A 17,597-nucleotide genomic window follows, 5' to 3' on the forward strand; every position below is an offset into this window, starting at 1 on the left:
CTGCGGCCAATGCCAGGGGTTCAGACGGATGTTGTGGCAGATGGCCTGTTCGCCGGCAAGGCCAGCTCCTGCCGGTGTGCAGGAGCCGCCTTGGCTCACAGCGCCCTGGCTCTGGTCACCCGGTCCACCAGGTACACCAGGCCGTGATAGTCGATGCCGCCATGCTCGCTCAAGCCGATTTCACAGGTGCGGCTGGTGGAGATGCCTTCGCTGCAGTACTGCACGGCGTCCTTTAGGCTACGCAGTGAATGTGCGTTCAGTTCGGGGGTGGTGAAGCCCTTGTCGCCAGCGAACCCGCAGCAGTGGATGCCCTCGGGTATCACCACCTCTTTGCTGCAACGCCGCGCCAGGTCGATCAGGGCCTGGCTCTCGCCCAGGTGCTGGGTGCTGCAGGTCACGTGCACGGCAATCGGTGCGTCCTGCGGGGTGAACTCCAGCTTGTCCACCAGGTGGGTGCGGATGAAGCGCACCGGGTCATACAGGTCCAGGCGCGAGTCCTTGAGGTCTTGCACCAGGCGCAAGGTGCACGGGCTGGTGTCGCAGTAGATCGGGTCGAGCCCGCCGCGGCTGGCATGCAGCAGCGCGCCAATCAGTTCCTGGCGCTTGTGCTCGGCCTGTTCGGCATAGCCCTTGGAGGCGAACGGCTGACCGCAGCACAGGCTGTCCTGGTTCTCGGGGAACACCACCTGGTAGCCGGCCTTTTCCAGCAGGCCGCGGGTCTTGTCCAGCAGCGAGGTCTGTTCGCGATCGCCAGCGGCCGGGCCCATGACGCGCGATACGCAGGCCGCCAGGTACACCACGCGGGGCCGCGCATCGTTGCTCGCCGGGCTGAACTGGATGGGCTGCAGGGGCTGCGGCATGGCCGGCGTCCAGAGCGGCAGGCGGCCGTTGCTGGCTTTGCTCAGCGATTGGCTGATGCGGGCCAGACGTGGCGCGCCCAACAGGCGGCGGGCACCGTTGGCTGCGCGCAGGGTGAGGCGGGCGCCGCTTAGCGCGGTGTGGAAATGCTCCGCCAGCCAGTCGGCTGTCTTCACGTGGCTGGCAGCCTGGGCGCGCAGTTTCTTCACCAGTTCGCCGGTGTTGATGCCTACCGGGCAGCGCTGGGCGCACAAGCCGGTGGCGGCGCAGGTGTCGATGCCCTGGTACTGGTAGTCGCGTTCAAGCGCGGTGGTATCGACCCCGGCGCGCTTCTTGGCCTGGATGTCGCGCCACATCACGATGCGCTGGCGCGGGCTCAGGGTCAGCCCCTTGGACGGGCACACCGGTTCGCAGAAGCCGCACTCGATGCACTTGTCGACGATCTCGTCGGCGGCCGGCAACGGCTTGAGGTTTTTAAGGTGAATCTGCGGGTCGTTGCTGAGCACCACATCCGGGTTGAGGATACCGTTGGGGTCGAGCAGGCGCTTGAGCGTCCACATCAGCTGGTAGGCATCGTGGCCCCATTCCAGTTCGACGAACGGCGCCATGTTGCGCCCGGTGCCATGTTCGGCCTTGAGCGAACCGCCGAATTCGACCGCCACCAGGTGTGCCACGTCGTCCATGAACGCCTGGTAGCGGGCGACCTCTTCGGCACTGTTGAAACCCTGGGTGAACACGAAGTGCAGGTTGCCCTCCAGCGCATGGCCGAACAGGATGGCTTCGTCATAGTGGTGCCGCTCGAACAGCTCGATCAGGCGGTTGACGCCGATGGCCAGTTGCTCGACCGGGAAGGTCACGTCTTCGATGATGACCGTGGTGCCGGTCTTGCGCACGGCGCCGACGGCCGGGAAGGTGTCCTTGCGGATGGCCCAGAGCTTGGCGTTTTCCTTGGCGTCTTCGGTGAAGTCGACCTGTTTCTCGACCGGAAATTGTGCCAGCGAGGCCATGATCAGGCCCAGTTGCTCGTGCAGCAGTGTCTGGGTGGCAGCGCGGGACTCGATCAGCAGGGCGCACGCACCCTCGGACAGCTGCTGCACGAAGGCCGGCATGCCGGGCTTGTCCTGCACCGAGCGCAGGCTGCGCCGGTCGAGCAGTTCCACGGCCGATACCGGCTGGCTTTTCAGCACGGTGACGGCGGTGCAACAGGTTTCCACGTCCGGGAACACGATCAGCGCCGACGCCTTGTGCGGGTGATCGATCACGGTGTCGTAGGTAACCGCGCTGATGAAGCCCAGGGTGCCCTCGGAGCCCACCAGCAGGTGGTTGAGGATGTCCAGTGGCTGGTCGTAGTCGACCAGCGCGTTGAGCGACAGGCCGGTGGTGTTCTTGAGCCGGTATTTGTGGCGGATTTTCGCGGCCAGTTCGGTGTTGGCGCGGGTCTCGCGACCCAGGCGCGCGAGCGATTCGAGCAGGTCGGCATGGCTGCTCTGGAAGGCCGCGACGCTGGCCGGGTCTTCGCTGTCCAGGCGGGTACCGTCGGCCAGCACCAGGCGCAGGCCGGCCAGGGTGTGGTAGGTGTTCTGGGCGGTGCCGCAGCACATGCCACTGGCGTTGTTGGCAACGATGCCGCCGATCTTGCAGGCGTTGATGGACGCCGGGTCGGGGCCGATCTTGCGTCCGAACGGCGCCAGCCAGGCGTTGGCCTGGGCGCCGATCACGCCAGGTTGCAGGCGGATCTGCCGGCCTTGCTCGCGAATCTCGCGACCGTTCCAGTTGTCGCCCAGCACGATCAGCACCGAGTCGCTGATGGCCTGGCCCGACAGGCTGGTGCCGGCGGCGCGGAAGGTCACCGGCACGCGGTCGCGCTGGGCCAGCTGGAGCAGGCCCACCACTTCGTCTTCGCTTTCCACGCGCACCACCAGCTTGGGGATCAGCCGGTAGAAGCTGGCGTCGGTACCGAAGGCCAGGGTAGACGTGGGGTCGTCGAAGCGGCGCTCACGGGGGATCAGGCGTTCAACCGAGTCGAGAAACGCGGTGGGCAGGCTCATGCAAACTCCTCGCGGGGCCACGGCGTCTATCGCGCCGCGTGCCCCGGACAATCAGGCGGTGATGGGGCAGGCGGTCAGGCGCCGAATTCGCGTACCAGCGAATCGCGAGTGATCTCGCTGATGGACTTGGCGCCGGTCAGCACCATGGCCACGCGCATTTCCTTTTCGAACAGGTCGAGCAGGTTCTTCACGCCGGCTTCGCCTGCGGTGGCGAGGGCATAGAGGAAGGCACGGCCGATCAGTACCGTGTCTGCGCCCAGGGCGATCATGCGCACCACGTCCAGGCCGCTGCGGATACCGGAATCGGCGAGGATCTTCAGGTCGCCCTTGACCGCATCGGCGATGGCCGGCAGGGCACGGGCGCTGGACAGCACGCCGTCAAGCTGGCGACCGCCGTGGTTGGACACCACGATGCCGTCGGCACCGAATTTCACGGCGTCGCGCGCGTCGTCCGGGTCGAGAATACCCTTGATCACCATCGGGCCATCCCAGAACTCGCGGATCCATTCCAGGTCCTTCCAGGAAATCGACGGGTCGAAGTTGGCGCCCAGCCAGCCGATGTAGTCGGCCAGGCCGGTGGGGCTACCGCGGTATTTGGAGATGTTGCCCAGGTCGTGGGGCTTGCCCAGCAGGCCTACATCCAGCGCCCACTGGGGGTGGGTCATGGCCTGCCACATGCGCCGCAGCGGTGCGTTAGGGCCGCTCATGCCAGAGTGGGCGTCACGGTAGCGTGCGCCGGGTACGGGCATGTCCACGGTGAACACCAGGGTGGTCACGCCGGCGGCCTTGGCACGCTCCAGGGCATTGCGCATGAAGCCGCGGTCCTTGAGCACATAGAGCTGGAACCACATGGGCCGGTCGATGGCCGGGGCCACTTCCTCGATCGGGCACACGGACACGGTCGACAGGGTGAAGGGGATGCCCTTGGCCGCCGCGGCACGTGCCGCCTGCACCTCGCCGCGCCGGGCGTACATGCCGGTCAGGCCGACCGGTGCCAGGGCCACGGGCATGCTCAGGGTTTCATCGAACAGGCGGGTCTCGAGGCTGAGCTCGGACATGTTCTTCAGAACGCGCTGGCGCAGGGCGATGCTGGCCAGGTCTTCGACGTTGTGGCGCAGGGTGTACTCGGCGTAGGCGCCGCCGTCGGCGTAGTGGAACAGGAAGGGCGGCAGCTTGCGTTGGGCTGCGGCGCGGTAGTCGGTAGAGGCTGAAATGATCATGGTGTCTCGCAGCGTCGGTTGAAAGGGGCAGCTGCCGGGCGCCCTTGGGGCGCCCGGCCTCTTTCACTTTAGTGAACCAGCATGCCGGTCAGCCAGTACGCCTGGATCAAGGTGATCAGGCCGACGATGGTGGCGAAGAACAAGCTGTGCTTGAGGGTGAAGCGGAACAGGTCCGACTCCTTGCCGACCAGCCCGGTGGCCGCGCATGCCACGGCGATGGACTGTGGCGAGATCATCTTGCCGGTAACGCCGCCGCTGGTGTTCGCGGCCACCAGCAGGGTGTCGTTGACCCCGATCTGGTGCGCGGTGGTGGCCTGCAGCGAACTGAACAGCGCGTTGGACGAAGTGTCCGAACCGGTCAGGAACACGCCCAGCCAGCCAAGGAACGGCGAGAAGAACGGGAACGCTGCGCCGGTGCCGGCCAGTACCAGGGCCATGGTCGACGACATGCCCGAGTAGTTGGTGACGAAGGCAAAGGCCAGCACCATGCCGATCGACAGGATCGGCCAGCGCAGTTCGAAGAAGGTTTCCTTCAGCGTGGTCAGGCCAGTCTTGAAGTTGATCTTCAGCACCAGCATCGACAGCAGCGCGGAGAAGAAGATCGCGGTACCGGTGGCCGAGATCGGGTCGAGCTTGAACACCGCCGGCATGGCGGTCGGGGCGGCGACGATCGGCGCGGTCTTGATCACCAGCTGGTCAAGGTGCGGGATGGCGAAGTTGAACACCCAGCTGTACATCGAACCACCGGCGGCAAAGGCTGCCTTGAATGGCTTGAGGGTCCAGATGGTGACCAGCACGGTGAGGATCAGGAACGGCGACCAGGCCTTGAAGATCTCGCCAAAGCTGTAAGGCGAAGGCTGGCTACCGCCACCGTTGACCACGGCTGCACCAACGCTGCCGGTGGCGGTGGTCATCGAGCGCTTGGGCTGCCAGACCTTGAGGAACAGGGTCAGGGAGATCAGGCTGGCCAGTGCCGAGGTGATGTCCGGCAGTTCCGGGCCGATGAAGTTGGAGGTGAAGTACTGGGTGACGGCGAAGCTCAGGCCGGCCACCAGGGCTGCAGGCCAGGTCTCCTTGACGCCGCGCAGGCCGTCCATCATGAACACCAGCCAGAACGGCACGAACAGCGACAGCAGCGGCAACTGACGACCGGTCATGGCGCCGATCTTGAAGGCGTCGATACCGGTGACCTGGCCGGCCACGATGATCGGGATACCCAGGGCGCCGAAGGCCACCGGGGCGGTGTTGGCGATCAGGCACAGGCCGGCGGCGTACAGCGGGTTGAAACCCAGGCCCACCAGCAGTGCAGCGGTAATGGCCACGGGTGCGCCGAAGCCTGCCGCGCCTTCCAGGAAGGCGCCGAAGCAGAAGCCGATCAGCAGAACCTGCAGACGCTGGTCGTCGGTGATCGACAGCACCGAGCTGCGGATCACTTCGAACTGGCCGCTCTTGACCGTCAGTTTGTACAGGAACACCGCCGCGACGATGATCCAGGCGATGGGCCACAGGCCATAGGCAAAACCGTACCCGGCAGCAGCCAGGGCCATGTCGGCGGGCATCTGGAAGGCGAAGATGGCGACCAGGATCGACAGCGCCAGCGTGATGCTGCCTGCCACATGACCCTTGAGGCGGAACACGGCCAGCGCCAGGAAGAAGAACACGATAGGGATGACTGCCGCCAGGGCGGACAGGCCGAGACTACCAAGCGGACTATAGAGTTGTTGCCAGGTTTGCATATGGGGTGGCCCCTAATTGTTGTTGGTCATGCAGTGGCATTGGCTAATTGGTCATACCAATTTACAATGTCGAGCCACTAGGTTAAGAGCCCTGTGGTGGGTGTGTCAATTTGCCCCGCTAAAACTTTCGTCGGACGGTTGAAAAAAGGTCTGCTGAGCGGCTTCGAAATTCGCCAACTGGTGGGTGTGGCGTGGGCACCGATAGGCCAAAATAGGCGGCCCCGAACGAACTCGGGATTGTGGAGAGCATGTGATGGTTTTCAACCAGGTCCGCCAACGCCGTTTGTCCGACGATATCGTCGAGCGGCTTGAGGGGATGATTCTTGAAGGCACCTTGACCGCCGGTGAGCGGTTGCCGGCCGAGCGGCAACTGGCCGAGCAGTTCGGGGTGTCACGCCCGTCGTTGCGCGAGGCGATCCAGAAGCTGGTAGCCAAGGGCATGCTGGTGAGCCGACAGGGCGGCGGCAATTATGTTGCCCAGTCGATGGGTTCGACGTTCAGCGACCCCTTGTTGCAATTGCTGGAGAACAATCCGGAGGTTGAACGCGACCTGCTGGAGTTTCGTCATACGCTGGAGGCGTCGTGTGCCTATTACGCCGCATTGCGTGCCACCGCGGTGGATCGCGAGCGGTTGAAGGTGGCGTTCGATGCGCTGCAGGACTGTTATGCGCGTGCCGATGAGGTGAGCCGAGCCGAGGAAGGGGCGGCGGATGCGTCGTTCCACCTGGCGATTGCCGAGGCCAGCCATAACGCGGTGCTGCTGCATACCATTCGCGGGTTGTTCGACCTGCTCAAGCGCAACGTGGTGACCAACATCGGCGGTATGTACAAGCAGCGCAGCGAGACCCGCGACATGCTGATTGCGCAGCACCGGGACCTGTACCTGGCGATTGTCGAAGGGCGTGCGCAGGATGCACGGGAGGTGTCGAGCCAGCACATTCTGTATGTGCAGGAGGTGCTCGAAGAGGTGCGTCAGGAAGTGCAGCGGGTCGCGCGGGCAGAGCGGCGCAACGGGCGCTAGACAAGTGTTGCGGCTTTCGCCGGCAAGGCCGGCTCCTACAGGGTTTCGCTTGGCCTGTAGGAGCCGGCTTTGCTGGCAAAGTGGCTAGAGCAGGCGTGCCTACTCGTCGCGGCCCTTGCTGCGCACGGCGCGCTGCAACTCGCGATCGGAATCACGCTCGCGCTGGGTATCGCGCTTGTCGTATTCCTTCTTGCCCTTGCCCAGGGCAATCTCGCACTTGATCAAGTGCTTGCTCCAGTACATCGACAATGCCACGCAGGTATAGCCCTTCTGCTGTACGCCCACGAACAGGCGCTCCAGCTCGCGGCGATTGAGCAGCAGTTTACGGGTACGGGTCGGGTCGGCGATCACGTGGGTGCTGGCCGCGGTCAGGGGGGTGATATGGCAGCCCATCAGCCATGCTTCACCGTCCTTGAGCAGCACGTAGCTGTCCACAAGATGCGCCTTGCCGGCACGCAGACTTTTTACTTCCCAACCGGACAGGACCAATCCGGCCTCGAACTTGTGCTCGATGAAGTAATCGTGACGCGCCTTTTTATTCTGCGCGATGGTCCCTGTCGGATGCTTCTTTTGTTTAGCCATAGGGGCGGCATTATAGGCAGTCGTCGCGCTGTCGGCTACGGGGTAGCGGTACGCTTGAGCCGTTGGAGTGAATCCCGGACAATACGCGCTGTTTTTCCTCTTGATGCGCTATGTGGCGCCCCTCGGCATTCGCATCGTGTTTACCGCTCAGCTTTGGAAGTGACGCCTGGATGACTACCCATATTCAACGTTCGGCACTGTTGCCGTACCCCGCTCAGGCGCTGTATGACCTGGTGAATGACGTCGCCCGCTATTCGGAATTTCTGCCGTGGTGTTCCTCCAGCACGGTGCTGGAGCAGAGCGAGACCCTGATGCGTGCGCGAGTCGAGGCGGCCAAGGGCGGCATGAGCCAGAGTTTTGTAACGCGAAATGAGTTGGTGCCAGGGCAGTCCATCGAGATGAACCTTGAGGAGGGGCCGTTCAATCAGCTGCACGGGCTGTGGACGTTCAAGGCACTCGGCGACAAGGCCTGCAAGATCAGCCTGGACCTGTCGTTCGATTACGCCGGGCCGCTGGTGCGCGCCACCCTGGGGCCGATCTTCAACCAGGCGGCCAACACCCTGGTGGATGCGTTCTGCCAGCGGGCCAAGCAACTCAATGGCTGAGCCGATGCTGCCCATCGAAGTGGTCTACGCCACCGCCGAGCAGCAGCTGTTGCTGGCGCTGGAGGTGCCAGCGGGTACGTCGGTGAGCGAGGCGGTTCGCTTGTCGGGCATCGCCGGGCAGTTGCCGGGCGTGTCGATCGGGGATTGCCCGATGGGTATCTTTGGCAAGGTGGTTGCGTCGCAGCATCCGGTCGAGGCGGGTGATCGGATCGAGCTGTATCGGCCGCTGCTGATCGACCCCAAGGAGGTGCGCAAACAGCGCGCGGCCAAGGTAGCCAGGGTGTTCAAGAAGGCCAAGCGGTGAAACGCCGCGCATGAAAAAGCCCGGAATGATCCGGGCTTTTTATTGCCTGCGCCTTGCTTACTGCGGCGAGGTGTCCAGCGGTTCCGGCACTGGAACCGGGATGACTTCGATGGTATCGACGTCGCGCTGGATGGTGTCTTCCAGCGAGCCAGGCTTGGCGGGGGCTTCCTGCTTGGCAGGTGTCTCGCCTTCGGCAGGGCTGACAGTGGTGCCCGCTGCGCCGCCAAGGATTTCCTGATCGCGGCTCACACCCGGCATGAAGTCACCCGACAGGCTGGCGAGCTGGTCGTTCTCGTTGAAGAACACGCTCATCCGTTCCTGCTGGCGCTCGCCCCCACCTGGTTGCAGACTGTACAGGTAGTCCCAACGGTTGGTGTGGAAGGTGTCCTGGATCAGAGGGTTGCCCATGATAAACCGTACTTGCCGGCGGGTCATTCCCGGCCGCAATTGGTCTATCATGTCCTGCGTGACGACATTGCCCTGCTGGATGTCGATTTTGTAAACCCCGGGGAACGAGCAACCGGCGAGTGCGAGCAGTCCCACAAAGGTGAGGCTGGTTAGCAAGAGCTTGGTGTTTTGCATCGGTGGGCGACTTCCACTATCTTGGCTGGACAACGTAAACCCCGATCATACCCGTATTCAGAGAAGCTGCGAAGCAGCATCGGCGAGAAAGCTGACCATGGTTGAAAATAGCGAATTACGCAAAGCCGGTCTCAAGGTGACCCTGCCTCGAGTCAAGATTCTACAGATGCTCGACTCCACCGAGCAGCGCCACATGAGTGCTGAAGACGTCTACAAGGCGTTGATGGAGGCAGGCGAGGACGTCGGTCTGGCCACGGTTTACCGTGTTCTGACCCAGTTCGAGGCGGCAGGTCTTGTCGTTCGTCACAACTTCGACGGCGGTCATGCAGTGTTTGAACTGGCCGACGGCGGCCACCACGACCATATGGTCAACGTGGAGTCTGGCGAAGTCATCGAGTTCTTCGATGCCGAAATCGAAAAGCGTCAGAAGGAAATCGTGCTGGAGCACGGCTACGAGTTGGTAGATCACAATCTCGTGCTGTACGTGCGCAAGAAAAAGTAAGCACTTTGCTTTGAATTGCACGGCATTGAAGGCGACCTTGGGGTCGCCTTCGTGCTTTGTGGGGGCTGTAACGTTGTACGCCGGCAAGGCCGGCTCCTGCGGGGGCAGTCAGGCTTTGCTGGTGACGACCATCTTTCTGGCATGCGCCAGCGATTCCTTGGTCAGGTCGATGCCGCCCAGCATGCGCGCCACTTCTTCGACCCGCTCGCGTTTGCCCAGGCTCGCCACCGCCGTATGGGTCGCATCGCTGTTGCGCACCTTGTGCACGAACAGGTGATGGTGGCCCTGCGCGGCAACCTGCGGCAGGTGGGTGACCGTCAATACCTGCCCACGCTCGCCCAGGCGACGCAACAGCTGCCCCACAATTTCCGCAGTCGGCCCGCCGATACCCACGTCGACTTCGTCGAACACCAGGGTCGGAATGCGCGAGGTCTGAGCGGTAATGACCTGGATCGCCAGGCTGATCCGTGACAATTCACCCCCGGAAGCCACCTTGGCCAGTGCCTTGAGCGGCTGGCCGGGGTTGGCGCTGACCAGCAGTTCGACCTGCTCCAGGCCCTGGGGCAACAAGTCTTCGCCACTGTTGGGGCGAAGTTCGATGCTGAAGCGTCCGCCAGGCATGCCCAGGCGCTGAATCTCAAGCTCCACCGCGCCAGCCAGCTGGGTCGCGGCCTGCTGGCGCAGGCGGCTCAGCTCCGAGGCCTTTTCCTGGTAGTGGCGGGCATAGGCGGCAAGTTCGTCACCCAGTCGGGCAATGGACTCGTCGTTGGCGTTGAGGCCTTCGAGCTCCTCCATCAGTCGTTGCTGCAGGTCGGCCAGCTCGCTGGGGTGCACGCGGTGTTTGCGCGCCAGGGTGTACAGGGCGTCGAGACGTTCTTCCAGCTGCTGCAGCCGCGCGGGGTCGGCGTCGAAATGGTCGAGAAAGCGGTTGAGCTCGCCCACTGCTTCTTCCACCTGAATCTGCGCACTGGCGATCATGTTGGCCGCCTCGGCCAGCGCCTTGGGGGCATTCTGTACGGCGGTCAGGCGATTGAGGCTGACGGTCAGCGCACTGAGCACATTGCCCGAGTCGCTCTCGCTGCAATGGTCGATGACCTGGCGGCAGATACCGAACAGGGCCTCTGCATTGGTCAGGTTCTTGTGTTCCTGTTCCAGCAGCTCAAGTTCGTTTTCGCCCAGGTTGAGGTTTTCCAGCTCTTCGAGCTGATAGCTGAGCAACTGGTGCTGCGCGCGCTGTTCGTCCCCGGAGTTGCTCAGCCGCTCGAGCTCCTGGCGGGTCTGCCGCCAGCGCTGCGCCGCCAGCTGCACCTGGCGTGCAAGGTCAGTGGCGCCGGCGTACTCGTCGAGCAGGCGGCGATGGGTGTCGGTCTTCAGCAGCGACTGGTGTTCGTGCTGGCTGTGGATATCGATCAGCAGCTCGCCCAGGGCCTTGAGGTCGCCCAGCGGGCAAGGCGTGCCGTTTATATAGCCGCGGCTGCGGCCTTCGGCGGTGATCACCCGGCGCAGTATGCACGGGCCGTCGGTGTCCAGGTCGCGCTCGGCCAGCCAGGTGCGGGCCTCGGGAATGTCGCTCAGGTCGAAGGTGGCCAGGATGTCGGCCTTGTCTGCCCCGGGGCGCACCACGCCGCTGTCGGCGCGATCACCCAGGGTGAGGCCGAGGGCATCGAGCATGATCGATTTGCCGGCCCCGGTTTCACCGGTGATGACGCTCATCCCGCGGGCGAGTTCGAGGTCCAGGTGTTCGACGATGGCGTAGTTGTGTACGGAAAGATGCACCAGCATTGGGGCGGCTCCCAGGCGTAAAGTCTGGTTATTTATACAGTGTTTTGAAATCGCCTGACAATGCTTGTGCTTAGTTTGATTCGGTTGCTCGGTAAGGGTTTTGATCGCAAGGGGTTATGAGGGTAATGCTGCTGACTGTTCATCAGCCCTTGAAGCTGCATTTTCAGACCCCATATAGCCGGCAGACGTGCGAGTAAGTTCGCTGACGAAATTGCAAAGGAGAGATTTTATGGCTGACGAACAGACGCTGGATGAACAGAATCTGAACGCCGAGGCGGCCGGCGATGAGCTGAGCACGCGCGTGCAGGTGCTCGAAGAGCAACTGGCGGCGGCCCAGGATCAATCCCTGCGCACCGCCGCAGACCTTCAGAACGTGCGCCGTCGCGCCGAGCAGGATGTCGAGAAGGCGCACAAGTTCGCCCTTGAGAAATTCGCTGGTGACCTGTTGCCGGTGATCGACAGCCTTGAGCGCGGCCTGGAGCTGTCCAGCGCCGAAGACGAGAGCATCCGCCCGATGCGTGAAGGCATCGAGCTGACCCTGAAGATGTTCCACGACACCCTCAAGCGCTACAACCTCGAGGCGATCGACCCGCACGGCGAACCGTTCAACGCCGAACTGCACCAGGCCATGGCCATGCAGGAGAGTGCGGACGTCGAGCCCAACAGCGTGCTCAAGGTGTTCCAGAAGGGCTACCAGCTCAATGGGCGTCTGCTGCGCCCGGCCATGGTCGTGGTCAGCAAGGCTCCGGCTCCGGTTTCGCCCTCGATTGACGAGAAGGCTTGAAATTAGCCTGGCGGCCCCCATTTAAGTGTCAAGCGTTTAAGTGCTACCGCAGTTGGCAACCACCGCTGCGGCAACCAAATCCAAAGTTTCGGGAGAGTTAACATGGGCAAAATTATCGGTATCGACCTGGGGACCACCAACTCCTGTGTCTCCATTCTGGAAAACGGCAACGTCAAGGTCATCGAGAACGCCGAAGGCGCTCGTACCACCCCTTCGATCATTGCCTACGCCAATGACGGCGAGATCCTGGTCGGCCAGTCGGCCAAGCGTCAGGCGGTGACCAACCCGCACAACACCCTGTACGCGGTAAAGCGTCTGATCGGCCGTCGTTTTGACGAAGAAGTCGTTCAGAAAGACATCCAGATGGTCCCTTACAAGATCGTCAAGGCTGACAACAACGACGCCTGGGTGGAAGTGAACGGCCAGAAGATGGCTCCGCCTCAGATCTCGGCTGAAATTCTGAAAAAGATGAAGAAAACCGCCGAAGACTATCTCGGCGAGGCAGTGACCGAAGCGGTCATCACCGTACCTGCCTACTTCAACGACAGCCAGCGTCAGGCTACCAAGGACGCCGGTCGCATTGCCGGTCTGGACGTCAAGCGCATCATCAACGAACCGACCGCAGCCGCACTGGCCTACGGTATGGACAAGGCCAAGGGTGATCACACCGTGATCGTCTACGACCTGGGTGGCGGTACCTTCGACGTGTCGGTGATCGAGATCGCTGAAGTCGACGGCGAGCACCAGTTCGAAGTACTGGCTACCAACGGCGACACCTTCCTGGGTGGTGAAGACTTCGACATTCGTCTGATCGACTACCTCGTCGACGAATTCAAGAAAGAAAGCGGCATGAACCTCAAGGGTGACCCGCTGGCCATGCAGCGCCTGAAAGAAGCTGCCGAAAAAGCCAAGATCGAGCTGTCCTCGAGCCAGCAGACCGACGTGAACCTGCCGTACATCACTGCAGACGCCACCGGTCCTAAGCACCTGAACGTGAAGATTTCCCGCGCCAAGCTGGAATCGCTGGTCGAAGACCTGGTTCAGCGCACCATCGAGCCATGCCGCATCGCGCTGAAAGACGCCGGTATCGACGTGAGCAAGATCAACGACGTGATCCTGGTCGGCGGTCAGACCCGCATGCCACTGGTGCAGAAGCTGGTGACCGACTTCTTCGGCAAGGAAGCACGCAAGGACGTGAACCCTGACGAAGCTGTCGCCATGGGTGCTGCCATTCAGGGCGCCGTACTGGCTGGTGACGTGAAAGACGTGCTGCTGCTGGACGTCAGCCCGCTGACCCTGGGTATCGAAACCATGGGTGGCGTGATGACTGCGCTGATCGAGAAGAACACCACCATCCCGACCAAGAAGTCGCAGGTGTTCTCGACGGCCGACGACAACCAGGGCGCCGTGACCATTCACGTGCTGCAGGGCGAGCGCAAGCAAGCCGCGCAGAACAAGTCGCTGGGTAAATTCGACCTGGCCGAGATTCCGCCAGCGCCACGTGGCGTACCGCAAATCGAAGTGACCTTCGATATCGACGCCAACGGCATCCTGCACGTAGGTGCCAAGGACAAGGCGACCGGCAAGCAGCAGTCGATCGTGATCAAGGCCAACTCGGGTCTGTCCGAGGAAGAGATTCAGCAGATGGTGCGTGACGCTGAAGTCAACGCCGAGGAAGACCGCAAGTTCGAAGAACTGGCCGCTGCCCGCAACCAGGGTGACGCGCTGGTTCACTCGACCCGCAAGATGGTCGCCGACGCCGGTGACAAGGTAACCGCGGACGAGAAGGCTGCTATCGAAGCTGCCGTTGTCGCCCTGGAAGCCGCTGTCAAAGGCGACGACAAGGCTGCCATCGAAGCCAAGGTCGAAGAGCTGTCGAAGGTCTCCGCGCCAGTGGCTCAGAAGATGTACGCCGAGCAGGCCGAACAGCCTCAGGGCGGTGCTCAGCCAGAAGCTGAAGAGCCCAAGCACGACGACGTGGTCGACGCTGAGTTCGAAGAAGTAAAAGACAACAAGTAATAGCTACAGGTTGTCGCCCGGTTGACTGCTGTTCGGCAGTGACTGGTAGGATGTCGCCGCGCGGGGGCTTGCTCCCGCGTTGGCGTGTCTGGAATACCCGAATTTTTACAGCATTCGAGCGCGCTTGAATGCTGGCGGCACAGCGCGGTATGCGCCGAGGTATGCCGAACGTCCTCAAGAGTGCAAAGAATTATGGCAAAGCGTGATTATTACGAGGTTCTGGGAGTCGAGCGCGGCTCGAGCGAGGCCGACCTGAAGAAGGCCTATCGTCGCCTGGCGATGAAGCACCACCCGGACCGTAATCCTGATGACAAGGCCTCGGAAGAGCTGTTCAAGGAAGCCAACGAGGCTTACGAAGTGCTCTCCGATGCCAGCAAGCGTGCTGCGTATGATCAGTATGGCCATGCCGGTGTCGACCCGAGCATGGGTGGCGGCGGTGCCGGTTTCGGTGGCGCCAACTTCTCCGACATCTTCGGTGATGTGTTCAGCGACTTCTTCGGCGGTGGCCGGGGCGGTGGCCGCGGTGGCGCTCAGCGTGGCAGCGACCTGCGCTACACCCTCGAGCTGAACCTGGAAGAGGCCGTGCGCGGCACCACGGTCAACATCCGTGTGCCGACGCTGGTCAACTGTGCGCCGTGCGATGGCTCGGGTGCCAAGAAGGGCTCGTCGCCTTCGACCTGCCCGACCTGTGGCGGTATTGGCCAGGTGCGCATGCAGCAGGGCTTCTTCTCGGTGCAGCAGACCTGCCCGCGCTGTCACGGCCAGGGCAAGATCATCACCGACCCGTGCGATTCGTGCCATGGCGAAGGTCGTGTCGAAGAGTACAAGACCCTCTCGGTCAAGGTGCCGGCCGGCGTCGATACCGGTGACCGCATTCGCCTGTCGGGCGAAGGCGAGGCAGGTTCCCAGGGTGGCCCGACCGGCGACCTGTACGTGGTGATCAATGTGCGCGAGCACCCGATCTTCCAGCGCGACGGCAAGCACCTGTACTGCGAAGTGCCGATCAGCTACACCGATGCGGCGCTGGGTGGCGAGCTTGAAGTGCCGACCCTCGATGGCCGGGTCAAGCTGAAGATCCCCGAGGGGACCCAGACCGGCAAGCAGTTCCGTCTGCGCGGCAAGGGCGTTGCGCCGGTGCGTGGCGGTGGCGCGGGCGACCTGATGTGCCGGGTGGCGGTAGAAACGCCGGTCAACCTGAGCCGTCGTCAGCGTGAGCTGCTCGAAGAGTTGCGTGTTTCGCTGGATGGCGACAGCTGCCATTCTCCCAAGGCCAATGGCTGGTTCGAAGGCGTAAAGCGCTTCTTCGGCGATCTGTAAGAAGGAACAGGGCATGCGACGTATAGCGGTAATGGGCGCGGCAGGGCGGATGGGCAAGACCCTGATCGAGGCAGTGCAGCAGACGCCGGGGGCGGGCCTGACCGCCGCCGTGCATCGTCCGGACAGTACGCTGGTCGGGGCCGACGCCGGTGAGCTGGCGGCGCTGGGGCGTATTGGTGTGCCGCTGTCGGGTGATCTGGATCGGGTGGTCGACGAGTTCGATGTGCTGATCGACTTCACCCATCCTTCGGTGACTTTGAAGAACCTGGCGTTCTGCCGCAAGGCGGGCAAGGCGATGGTCATCGGCACCACCGGTTTCAGTGTTGAAGAGAAGCAACTGCTGGCCGAGGCGGGCAAGGACATCCCTATCGTGTTTGCCGCCAACTTCAGCGTTGGCGTCAACCTCAGCCTGAAGCTGCTGGACATGGCGGCGCGCGTGCTGGGCGACGATGTGGACATCGAGATCATCGAGGCCCATCACCGTCACAAGGTGGATGCGCCGTCGGGTACCGCGCTGCGCATGGGCGAGGTGGTGGCCAATGCACTTGGTCGTGACCTGCAGGAAGTGGCCGTGTATGGCCGGGAAGGCCAGACCGGCGCGCGGGACCGCAAGACCATCGGCTTTGCCACCGTGCGTGCCGGCGACGTGGTGGGTGACCATACCGTGCTGTTCGCCGCTGACGGCGAGCGCCTGGAGATCACCCACAAGGCCTCCAGCCGCATGACCTTCGCCAAGGGTGCGGTACGTGCCGCTCTGTGGCTGGATGGGCGTGCGCCGGGCCTGTACGACATGCAGGACGTGCTAGACCTGCGTTGATCGCTGCATCAGGGGCTGCCATGCGGCCCCTTCGCCGGCCTCCCTGGCCAAGCGTTTGAAACAAGCGACTTTCTGTCGCATTCCCATGCCTTTCAGGCACATCAGTGGTAGACCGAAAAAGCCTTTTTCTGTAAGCTACAGCTTTAGTGTGTCCACTAAAAGCGCGCAGATAATTCGACGAAGAAAGCGGGGTGACGTGTCTATACGTCATTCCGCTTTTTTGCAACCTGCGATCGCCCCTTCAGGCTTTATTTTTGGGAGGTCTTCTTGACTAAGCCAGCCATACTCGCCCTTGCCGATGGCAGCATTTTTCGCGGTGAGGCCATTGGAGCCGACGGTCAGACCGTTGGTGAGGTGGTGTTCAACACCGCAATGACCGGCTATCAGGAAATCCTGACTGACCCTTCTTACTCGCAGCAGATCGTTACCCTGACCTACCCGCACATCGGCAACACCGGCACCACGCCGGAAGACGCCGAGTCCGATCGGGTCTGGTCGGCCGGCCTGGTCATCCGTGACCTGCCGCTGATCGCCAGCAACTGGCGCAACACGATGTCGCTGTCCGATTACCTCAAGGCCAACAATGTGGTGGCCATTGCCGGTATCGACACCCGTCGCCTGACCCGCATCCTGCGTGAGAAGGGCGCGCAGAACGGCTGCATCCTGGCTGGCGACAACATTTCTGAAGAGGCGGCCATCGCAGCCGCGCGCGGCTTCCCAGGCCTGAAGGGCATGGACCTGGCCAAGGTCGTCAGCACCAAGAGCCGCTACGAGTGGCGCTCCAGCGTGTGGAACCTGAAGACCGACAGCCACCCGACCATCGACGCCGCCGAGCTGCCGTACCACGTCGTGGCCTACGACTATGGCGTCAAGCTGAACATCCTGCGCATGCTGGTAGAGCGCGGCTGCCGCGTCACCGTGGTGCCGGCGCAAACCCCGGCCAGCGAAGTGCTCGCGCTCAACCCCGATGGCGTGTTCCTGTCCAACGGCCCGGGCGACCCCGAGCCTTGCGACTACGCGATCCAGGCGATCCGCGAAATCCTCGAAACCGAAGTGCCGGTGTTCGGTATCTGCCTGGGCCACCAGCTGCTGGCCCTGGCCTCCGGTGCCAAGACCGTCAAGATGGGTCATGGTCACCACGGTGCCAACCACCCGGTCCAGGACCTGGACACCGGCGTGGTGATGATCACCAGCCAGAACCACGGTTTCGCGGTAGATGAAGCGACCCTGCCAGGCAACGTGCGCGCCATCCACAAGTCGCTGTTCGACGGTACCCTGCAGGGCATCGAACGCACCGACAAGAGCGCCTTCAGCTTCCAGGGTCACCCTGAGGCGAGCCCGGGCCCGACCGACGTCGCGCCACTGTTTGATCGTTTCATCGATGCCATGGCCAAGCGCCGCTGAGCACCCCCGGAGGCAG

15 protein-coding genes are annotated in these 17,597 nt (G+C 62.9%); 9 read left to right on the forward strand and 6 right to left on the reverse strand.

What is annotated here, in order from left to right; genetic code table 11:
* Positions 1–95: 95 nt before the first annotated feature.
* The 3 genes from JZZ72_RS04135 to JZZ72_RS04145 form a co-directional block, all read right to left on the reverse strand.
* Positions 96–2,906, reverse strand: coding sequence for an FAD-binding and (Fe-S)-binding domain-containing protein (locus tag JZZ72_RS04135; protein ID WP_043863843.1), 2,811 nt, complete (start codon positions 2,904–2,906; stop codon positions 96–98).
* Between the two features lie 74 nt (positions 2,907–2,980).
* Positions 2,981–4,126 (reverse strand): FMN-dependent L-lactate dehydrogenase LldD, encoded by a 1,146-nt coding sequence (gene lldD / locus JZZ72_RS04140; RefSeq protein ID WP_043863842.1) that lies wholly within the window; start codon positions 4,124–4,126, stop codon positions 2,981–2,983.
* A 68-nt stretch (positions 4,127–4,194) separates the two neighbouring features.
* On the reverse strand, positions 4,195–5,862 hold the full coding sequence (locus tag JZZ72_RS04145; protein WP_043863841.1) for a lactate permease LctP family transporter: 1,668 nt from the start codon (positions 5,860–5,862) through the stop codon (positions 4,195–4,197).
* Positions 5,863–6,115: 253 nt separating this feature from the next.
* Between JZZ72_RS04145 and JZZ72_RS04150 the strand changes: the two genes are divergently transcribed.
* On the forward strand, positions 6,116–6,883 hold the full coding sequence (locus JZZ72_RS04150) for a GntR family transcriptional regulator (RefSeq protein ID WP_043863840.1): 768 nt from the start codon (positions 6,116–6,118) through the stop codon (positions 6,881–6,883).
* Between the two features lie 99 nt (positions 6,884–6,982).
* Here the strand turns inward: JZZ72_RS04150 and smpB are convergent, their stop codons facing one another.
* Entirely contained in the window at positions 6,983–7,465 is a 483-nt protein-coding gene (smpB, locus tag JZZ72_RS04155) for an SsrA-binding protein SmpB (RefSeq protein WP_043863839.1), read from the reverse strand.
* Between the two features lie 170 nt (positions 7,466–7,635).
* Here smpB and JZZ72_RS04160 point away from each other — a divergent pair, with 170 nt between their 5' ends.
* Complete coding sequence (locus tag JZZ72_RS04160; protein WP_043863838.1) at positions 7,636–8,070, forward strand: type II toxin-antitoxin system RatA family toxin; 435 nt, start codon at positions 7,636–7,638, stop codon at positions 8,068–8,070.
* The gene (locus tag JZZ72_RS04165; protein ID WP_078481341.1) at positions 8,063–8,374 is read left to right on the forward strand and encodes an RnfH family protein; all 312 of its coding nucleotides are present in this window, start codon (positions 8,063–8,065) and stop codon (positions 8,372–8,374) included. The genes JZZ72_RS04160 and JZZ72_RS04165 overlap by 8 nt, the downstream gene beginning before the upstream one ends.
* Before the next feature lie 57 nt (positions 8,375–8,431).
* Here the strand turns inward: JZZ72_RS04165 and JZZ72_RS04170 are convergent, their stop codons facing one another.
* Positions 8,432–8,956 (reverse strand): outer membrane protein assembly factor BamE, encoded by a 525-nt coding sequence (locus JZZ72_RS04170; RefSeq protein WP_043863836.1) that lies wholly within the window; start codon positions 8,954–8,956, stop codon positions 8,432–8,434.
* 97 nt (positions 8,957–9,053) lie between these two features.
* Here JZZ72_RS04170 and fur point away from each other — a divergent pair, with 97 nt between their 5' ends.
* Positions 9,054–9,458 (forward strand): ferric iron uptake transcriptional regulator, encoded by a 405-nt coding sequence (gene fur / locus JZZ72_RS04175; protein ID WP_043863835.1) that lies wholly within the window; start codon positions 9,054–9,056, stop codon positions 9,456–9,458.
* Between the two features lie 108 nt (positions 9,459–9,566).
* On the opposite strand, the gene recN is transcribed toward fur, so the two are convergent.
* Complete coding sequence (gene recN / locus JZZ72_RS04180; RefSeq protein WP_210014084.1) at positions 9,567–11,240, reverse strand: DNA repair protein RecN; 1,674 nt, start codon at positions 11,238–11,240, stop codon at positions 9,567–9,569.
* A gap of 229 nt (positions 11,241–11,469) precedes the next feature.
* Between recN and grpE the strand changes: the two genes are divergently transcribed.
* The 5 genes from grpE (at position 11,470) to carA (ending at position 17,581) form a co-directional block, all read left to right on the forward strand.
* On the forward strand, positions 11,470–12,024 hold the full coding sequence (grpE, locus tag JZZ72_RS04185; protein ID WP_043863833.1) for a nucleotide exchange factor GrpE: 555 nt from the start codon (positions 11,470–11,472) through the stop codon (positions 12,022–12,024).
* Positions 12,025–12,126: 102 nt separating this feature from the next.
* Positions 12,127–14,043, forward strand: coding sequence for a molecular chaperone DnaK (gene dnaK, locus JZZ72_RS04190; protein ID WP_043863832.1), 1,917 nt, complete (start codon positions 12,127–12,129; stop codon positions 14,041–14,043).
* 192 nt (positions 14,044–14,235) lie between these two features.
* Positions 14,236–15,360 (forward strand): molecular chaperone DnaJ, encoded by a 1,125-nt coding sequence (gene dnaJ / locus JZZ72_RS04195; protein ID WP_043863831.1) that lies wholly within the window; start codon positions 14,236–14,238, stop codon positions 15,358–15,360.
* Positions 15,361–15,373: 13 nt separating this feature from the next.
* Complete coding sequence (gene dapB, locus JZZ72_RS04200; RefSeq protein WP_058540555.1) at positions 15,374–16,177, forward strand: 4-hydroxy-tetrahydrodipicolinate reductase; 804 nt, start codon at positions 15,374–15,376, stop codon at positions 16,175–16,177.
* A gap of 267 nt (positions 16,178–16,444) precedes the next feature.
* A complete protein-coding gene (gene carA, locus JZZ72_RS04205) occupies positions 16,445–17,581 on the forward strand; it encodes a glutamine-hydrolyzing carbamoyl-phosphate synthase small subunit (RefSeq protein ID WP_043863829.1) in 1,137 nt (378 codons plus the stop codon).
* Positions 17,582–17,597 lie beyond the last annotated feature (16 nt).

It is taken from the genome of Pseudomonas palmensis (assembly GCF_017848315.1).
GTDB lineage: Bacteria > Pseudomonadota > Gammaproteobacteria > Pseudomonadales > Pseudomonadaceae > Aquipseudomonas > Aquipseudomonas palmensis.

Coding starts and splice junctions, on each gene's coding strand:
- JZZ72_RS04135 (WP_043863843.1), bottom strand. CDS start 2,906: ATGAGCCTGCCCACCGCGTTTCTCGACTCGGTTGAACGCCTGATCCCC.
- lldD (WP_043863842.1), bottom strand. CDS start 4,126: ATGATCATTTCAGCCTCTACCGACTACCGCGCCGCAGCCCAACGCAAG.
- JZZ72_RS04145 (WP_043863841.1), bottom strand. CDS start 5,862: ATGCAAACCTGGCAACAACTCTATAGTCCGCTTGGTAGTCTCGGCCTG.
- JZZ72_RS04150 (WP_043863840.1), top strand. CDS start 6,116: ATGGTTTTCAACCAGGTCCGCCAACGCCGTTTGTCCGACGATATCGTC.
- smpB (WP_043863839.1), bottom strand. CDS start 7,465: ATGGCTAAACAAAAGAAGCATCCGACAGGGACCATCGCGCAGAATAAA.
- JZZ72_RS04160 (WP_043863838.1), top strand. CDS start 7,636: ATGACTACCCATATTCAACGTTCGGCACTGTTGCCGTACCCCGCTCAG.
- JZZ72_RS04165 (WP_078481341.1), top strand. CDS start 8,063: ATGGCTGAGCCGATGCTGCCCATCGAAGTGGTCTACGCCACCGCCGAG.
- JZZ72_RS04170 (WP_043863836.1), bottom strand. CDS start 8,956: ATGCAAAACACCAAGCTCTTGCTAACCAGCCTCACCTTTGTGGGACTG.
- fur (WP_043863835.1), top strand. CDS start 9,054: ATGGTTGAAAATAGCGAATTACGCAAAGCCGGTCTCAAGGTGACCCTG.
- recN (WP_210014084.1), bottom strand. CDS start 11,240: ATGCTGGTGCATCTTTCCGTACACAACTACGCCATCGTCGAACACCTG.
- grpE (WP_043863833.1), top strand. CDS start 11,470: ATGGCTGACGAACAGACGCTGGATGAACAGAATCTGAACGCCGAGGCG.
- dnaK (WP_043863832.1), top strand. CDS start 12,127: ATGGGCAAAATTATCGGTATCGACCTGGGGACCACCAACTCCTGTGTC.
- dnaJ (WP_043863831.1), top strand. CDS start 14,236: ATGGCAAAGCGTGATTATTACGAGGTTCTGGGAGTCGAGCGCGGCTCG.
- dapB (WP_058540555.1), top strand. CDS start 15,374: ATGCGACGTATAGCGGTAATGGGCGCGGCAGGGCGGATGGGCAAGACC.